We start from the raw sequence: 5834 nt of genomic DNA, 5'->3' as shown, positions 1-5834 counted from the left end.
CACCACCTTCATCGTGGCCCACCGGCTCTCGACGATCCGGCGGGCCGACATCATCTATGTCATGAACAGGGGAAAGATCGTGGAGAGCGGCACCCACGCCGAATTGATGGATACGCGGGGGAAGTACTACGAGCTGTACCAATCGGGCGGATGAACAGTCTGCTTTGTCGTTGCCTACCAGTAAAAGGATGGGAGAATATTACATGCACTCCTATCCATCAGCAAGGGGCGATCCAGCAAAATCTACTAAATATAAATTATGTCATCAATCATTTATGAGGAGAGAATGGCTAAAGAGACGGTTGACCTTATTAAAAAGGAAAATCTGTGCATAGGTTGCGGTATTTGTTCCGTCATATGTCCTAATGACGCGATAGAGTTATCCTGGAACCAGAACCAGACATGGGAGCCAAAGATCGATTTTAGTAATTGTAACCAATGTGGAATCTGCTATAAAAAATGCCCCAATTCGCCGGTAATCCTGGCGAAATATGCTCAGATAGCGAAGGAACATGGAGAAAAGTGTGGACTTCCAGATACTGGGCACTATTATTTGTCCTATGACTTGAATGAACGAAACCGCCTCCATAGTGCATCTGGCGGTACATTAAGCGCGGTTTCAAAATTTCTTCTGGAGCGGGGTTTAGTTGATGCCATTATTACATCATATCCATTAAATTCGACTCTTGGAAATCCCCACTTTGAAATGAGAATAATTGATTCAGTCCAGGAATTGGATAAATCGAGAAGTTCCCATTATCATCCACTATGTTACGAAGAAGTACTGAAGGTAGTTCAAAGAGAATCAAAAACATATGCTGTTGTCGGAGTGCCATGTATAATTCGAGGACTAACCAACCTGCCAGAAAACATCAGATGTAAAATCAAATTTACGTTTTGTCCGGTCTGCAGTCACAACGTCAGTGGATGTTTTTCAGATTACCTTGCAGTGAAAGAAAATATTCAACGAAATGAACATTTCCGCATAAATCTTCGGATGAAAGATACGAATATGGCTGATGCCAACAATTTTTACACTTTCATTAAATCAAATAGCAAAGAAATCAAAAGAAATCGATTTGAATCGCCCTTTACCAGAGCATGGCGAAATTACTTTTTTGCGTTTGAATCCTGTTTATATTGCCCTGATTTTTATGGCATTGATGCCGATCTGTCAGTAAAGGATGCATGGGGACGGTTTAGTGATGAACCCCTGGGAATCTCACTTCTCATAATTCGAAATCCCCAATTAAACGAAATATTGACACAAATGCAAGAAGAAGGATTCATATTTCTGAAAAAATGCGATGCTGATGAAATTTTAAACTCACAAAAACCAACCTCCAAATTTAAGCATATTGACGTCTTTAAGCGATTTTCTTGGAAAAAATCAATAAATCTCGAAATTGTCAAGTTTTCGGATTCAAATAAACTTTCAAGGATAAATGTTGCATCTATAACACATATAAAATATCTACTATTTTTAAAATTTACTTCAAAAATATACAATAAAACACCCATATCCTCTTTTGAAATATTATCAGAGGTTTTGTTGCATACTTTTGACTTCGGTGAGAAGATTTTACAAAAAGGAATTAAATTAAAGAAATATTTAGAATATCTATTATTCCCAATAATTCATCGAATAAAGGCGATTGTTTTCAATCCAATTTCAATACAGAAGACATCAAAAAATAATGACTATAGCGTCGTCATTTCGGGTGGATATGGCTATAAAAACGTTGGTGATGAGGCCCAACTTGCTGCTAATCTTAAACATTGGAGAGATGTGGTTCCAAATGTAGAAATTAACATATTATCTCCCAACCCTCAATATACAAAAAATACACACAATGAGCAAGCAAATCTGGCACCAAGGGTTATTTTCTTCAATTCCAATAAGCGACCCAATTACGGCGCATCAAATATCTGGTTTAAATGGAACTTTGCTCTTGTTGCCCCATATATATTGATAAATTCCTTTTTATTTAAAAACGGGTGGCCGGTAGTTGGTCTTCATCAGGAAGAAATCGACCTGATAAAGTCAATCTCTAAGGCAAATGTATTACACCTGTGTGGTGGGGGATACTTGACGGGCCCCACATCAAGTCGCTTATGGGATAATATGCTTCTAATCAGGATTGCGGATATATTGGAAACGCCGTGTATCTTATCGGGACATACTATTGGCGTCTTTAATAGCGTTATCCATAAAAAAATTGCATCCTGGGGTCTAAAAAAGGCCAAGCTAATTTATTTACGCGATCCTGAAGGATCAATTAGAGACTTAAATTCCATCGGCTTGAATGGAGACCATATAAAAGTTACATTTGATGATGCACTATTTTGCGAAACAGTAAATGACGATATTGTGAATAAGTACCTGTTTTCTCGTGGATTCGATCCTTCCTGTCCTTATGTTGTTGTTAATGTTCACTATTTTAAACAAAAATATCAAGATTCAAGACGGATCATGAAAACACTCGCAGAAATTTGCGATTACGTTATCGACAAATATGGAAAACAAATTGTTTTCATACCAATGCACCCGTCAGATGAGGATGCCTGCAATGAGGTAAGGCTCAGGATGTTCAATGATGCTCATGTTGTAGAATATGACTATGATTACAAATTTATTAGAGGTATAATTAAAAAATCGGTTTTTTGCATAACCATGAAGCATCACCCAATAATTTTTGCTATGGGAAATGGGGTTCCCACCATTGCCATAGCATTAGATGATTACTATCAACGAAAAAATGAAGGCGCTCTGTCATTTTTCGGTCAAGAAAAATGGATAATCAATAAAACGGATTTATTTGATAAATCATGCTTTAAGGAGATTATAGATGCGATTATTGATGATAACAAAAATGAAAGAGATCAAATCAATCTGAACCTAAATAAATTAATAGAATCTGACGGAGAGGCAATAAAACGGTACTTAATTGAGTATGAAGGGATTAAATTATGATCTCCAATAAATCAATCTTCTAAGGGGTAGATTTGATTATGGACATAATGAATAAAAAAACCGATGGCAAGGTCTCAATAATTATTCCCGCAAGATATGGATCGACGCGGTTTCCAGGAAAACCCCTAGCCAAAATTAATGGCAAACCAATGATTTATTATGTATATAAACAAGCGGAAAAATCAAAACTTGCTACTTCTGTAATTATCGCAACTGATGAAGAGAGGATATTTAAAGCTGTCGTAGAATTCGGTGGAAATGTAATATATACGTCAAAAAATCATGAATCGGGAACAGACCGTATCGCAGAGATAGCAGAGTCTTTACCAGATAATTGTGAAATAATTGTAAATATTCAATGCGATGAACCTCAAATAAATCCACTAGCGATTGATCAGATGATCGAACCGCTCTTGAAGGATCACACCCTCGTTATGTCCACACTTATAACACGAATACAGCATGAAACGGAATTATATGATAGCAATGTTGTCAAAGTGGTGAAAAATCGTTCCAACTTTGCACTTTATTTTTCAAGATCTCTCATACCATACCAACGAGGAGATGGCGTGGTAATGTACTATAAACATCTCGGAGCATATGCGTACAGACGAAATTTTCTCATAAAATATTCAAACTTAAAACCCACGCCGCTAGAGATAAGTGAAAAATTAGAACAATTGAGAGTCCTTGAGAATGGATACAATATAAAACTCGTTGAAACTGATTATAATTCAATAAGTGTGGACACGCCAGAAGATTTAGAAAAAGTCCAATTAATAATGGAAAACGAATGTAAAATTTTGTAAAGATAACTGGTGATTTATATGCATACGATAAAGGTTGGAAACATTACAATCGGTGCAAACAATCCCCTGGTGCTTTTTGGAGGGCCTTGCGTCATCGAAAGTGAGGAGCATCTTATAGATTTGGGAATGAAAATTAAAGCGGTTGCAGAAAAACACAACATACCCATTATTTTAAAAGCGAGCTTCGATAAAGCAAATCGAACATCTATTAAGTCATATCGAGGGCCTGGTTTAAAAAAAGGATTAAAGATTTTGCAAAATGTGAAAGATGAACTAAAATTACCGATCATTTCAGATATTCATGAGCCAAACCAGGTTCAAGATGCAGCAGAGGTACTTGATATTCTCCAAATTCCGGCCTTCCTCTGCAGACAAACGGATCTACTTTGTGAAGCAGCAAAAACAGGAAAACCAGTGAATATTAAAAAGGGCCAATTTTTAGCTCCTCGAGATGTCCATAAGATAATTGAGAAAATCGAATTTTGCGGTAATAAGAACATAATTTTAACGGAAAGAGGAACATCATTCGGATATAACAATTTAGTAGTCGATATGCGTTCTTTAGTGATTATGAGATCATTTGGCTACCCAATTATGTTCGATGCAACTCATTCGGTTCAAATACCTGGCGGATTAGGAAATTGTTCAGGAGGGGAGCGCAAATTTGTCCCTTATTTGACGAGAGCAGCAGCAGCAGTTGGAATAGACGCATTATTTATGGAAATTCATGATGATCCAGACAATGCTCCATGTGACGGTCATAACATGATACATATCAATGATTTAGAAGATATTCTGACTAGTGTTGTGCAAATAAATAAATTGGTGAATACGATATGAAAAATAATCGAATTAACGAAGCAAAAAATATTATTCAGGTTGAAATTGACGCTTTATTAAAAATGAAGGAAAATATAGACGATAATTTTGTAAAAGCCATTGATATTATTTTGAGTAATAATGGAAGAGTAATTGTCAGTGGTGTTGGAAAATCTGGATTAATTGGAAAGAAAATTGCGTCAACTCTTGCAAGTACTGGCACTCCTTCATTTTTTATCCATCCTACAGAAGGATTACATGGAGATCTCGGGATGGTTGTTGAAAACGATGTGGCTTTGTTAATATCCAATAGCGGCGAAACGCAAGAATTGTTAAATATAATGCCAAGTTTGAAACGAATTGGTGTTCCCATCATTGCTTTTACCGGGAAAAGAAGATCAACTCTGGCGATGTATTCGGATGTAATATTAGATATCGGTGTCGAAAGAGAAGCCGGAGAATTAAATCTTGCACCAACTTCAAGTACCACAACGACTCTTGCAATGGGAGATGCCCTCGCTTTAGTACTGTTTGAAGAAAGAGGATTTAAAACCGAAGATTATGCAATTTTTCACCCAGGAGGAAGCATTGGCAAGAAATTACTTCTCAAAGTCGACGATGTCATGCATATGGGTGAAATTAATCCAATTATACTCCAAAATCACACAATGAAAGATGCAATTATTGAGATCAGTCAAAAGGGACTGGGAGCAGTAAGCGTCGTTGATTCCTCGGGAAGACTTGTAGGAATAATTACTGATGGTGATTTGCGGAGGGGTATTGAAACCCATAAAAATATTCTAGAACGATTTATTCACGAAATCATGACAAAAAATCCAATATGTATCGAATCTGGAAGATTAGCCGTCGAAGCCGTCAAATTAATGGAAGATAGACCAAAACAGATCAGTGTTCTCCCGGTTATCGATGCTGATGAAAAACCCATTGGAATGCTCAGGATACATGATCTAGTTAAATCAGGAGTCGCATGATTGAATGACTTCGTCCTTACAAGAAATCAAATTAATATTGATGGATGTTGATGGTGTATTAACAGATGGCAAAATCATTTTGGGAGAAAATGAGGAATTAAAATTTTTTCACGTACATGATGGGATGGGAATAAAATTAGCGAAAAGCGTAGGAATTAAAACGGGAATCATCACAAGTCGCCACTCAAAAGCGGTTGAACGGAGAGCTAAGGAACTTGGGATTGACTATTTATTTCAAGG

Annotated in this window: 4 protein-coding genes and 1 pseudogene; all 5 read left to right on the top strand. The window is 36.8% G+C overall.

Annotated features, from left to right (window positions below; all coding sequences use genetic code 11):
• Positions 1–259 precede the first annotated feature (259 nt).
• Positions 260–2974 carry a polysaccharide pyruvyl transferase family protein gene (locus QCH34_RS05255; RefSeq protein ID WP_300331231.1) on the top strand — a complete coding sequence of 905 codons (2715 nt, stop codon included), beginning with the start codon at positions 260–262 and terminating at the stop codon, positions 2972–2974.
• A 38-nt stretch (positions 2975–3012) separates the two neighbouring features.
• Positions 3013–3783 (top strand): 3-deoxy-manno-octulosonate cytidylyltransferase, encoded by a 771-nt coding sequence (kdsB, locus tag QCH34_RS05250; protein ID WP_300331227.1) that lies wholly within the window; start codon positions 3013–3015, stop codon positions 3781–3783.
• 18 nt (positions 3784–3801) lie between these two features.
• Entirely contained in the window at positions 3802–4623 is an 822-nt protein-coding gene (gene kdsA, locus QCH34_RS05245; RefSeq protein ID WP_300331225.1) for a 3-deoxy-8-phosphooctulonate synthase, read from the top strand.
• Positions 4620–5594 (top strand): KpsF/GutQ family sugar-phosphate isomerase, encoded by a 975-nt coding sequence (locus QCH34_RS05240; protein ID WP_300331222.1) that lies wholly within the window; start codon positions 4620–4622, stop codon positions 5592–5594. Before kdsA ends, QCH34_RS05240 begins: the two co-directional genes overlap by 4 nt.
• Positions 5595–5598: 4 nt before the next feature.
• Positions 5599–5834 (top strand): annotated as a pseudogene (locus QCH34_RS05235) (phenylphosphate carboxylase subunit delta); the annotation flags it as partial.

The sequence above is a fragment of the Methanocalculus sp. genome (assembly GCF_029762515.1).
In the GTDB taxonomy this organism is placed as follows: Archaea; Halobacteriota; Methanomicrobia; order Methanomicrobiales; family Methanocorpusculaceae; genus Methanocalculus.
This window is presented reverse-complemented; position numbering and strand designations above follow the sequence as displayed.

Excerpts from the sequence above, each read along its gene's own strand:
- QCH34_RS05255 (WP_300331231.1), top strand. The coding sequence starts at position 260 with ATGTCATCAATCATTTATGAGGAGAGAATGGCTAAAGAGACGGTTGAC.
- kdsB (WP_300331227.1), top strand. The coding sequence starts at position 3,013 with ATGGACATAATGAATAAAAAAACCGATGGCAAGGTCTCAATAATTATT.
- kdsA (WP_300331225.1), top strand. The coding sequence starts at position 3,802 with ATGCATACGATAAAGGTTGGAAACATTACAATCGGTGCAAACAATCCC.
- QCH34_RS05240 (WP_300331222.1), top strand. The coding sequence starts at position 4,620 with ATGAAAAATAATCGAATTAACGAAGCAAAAAATATTATTCAGGTTGAA.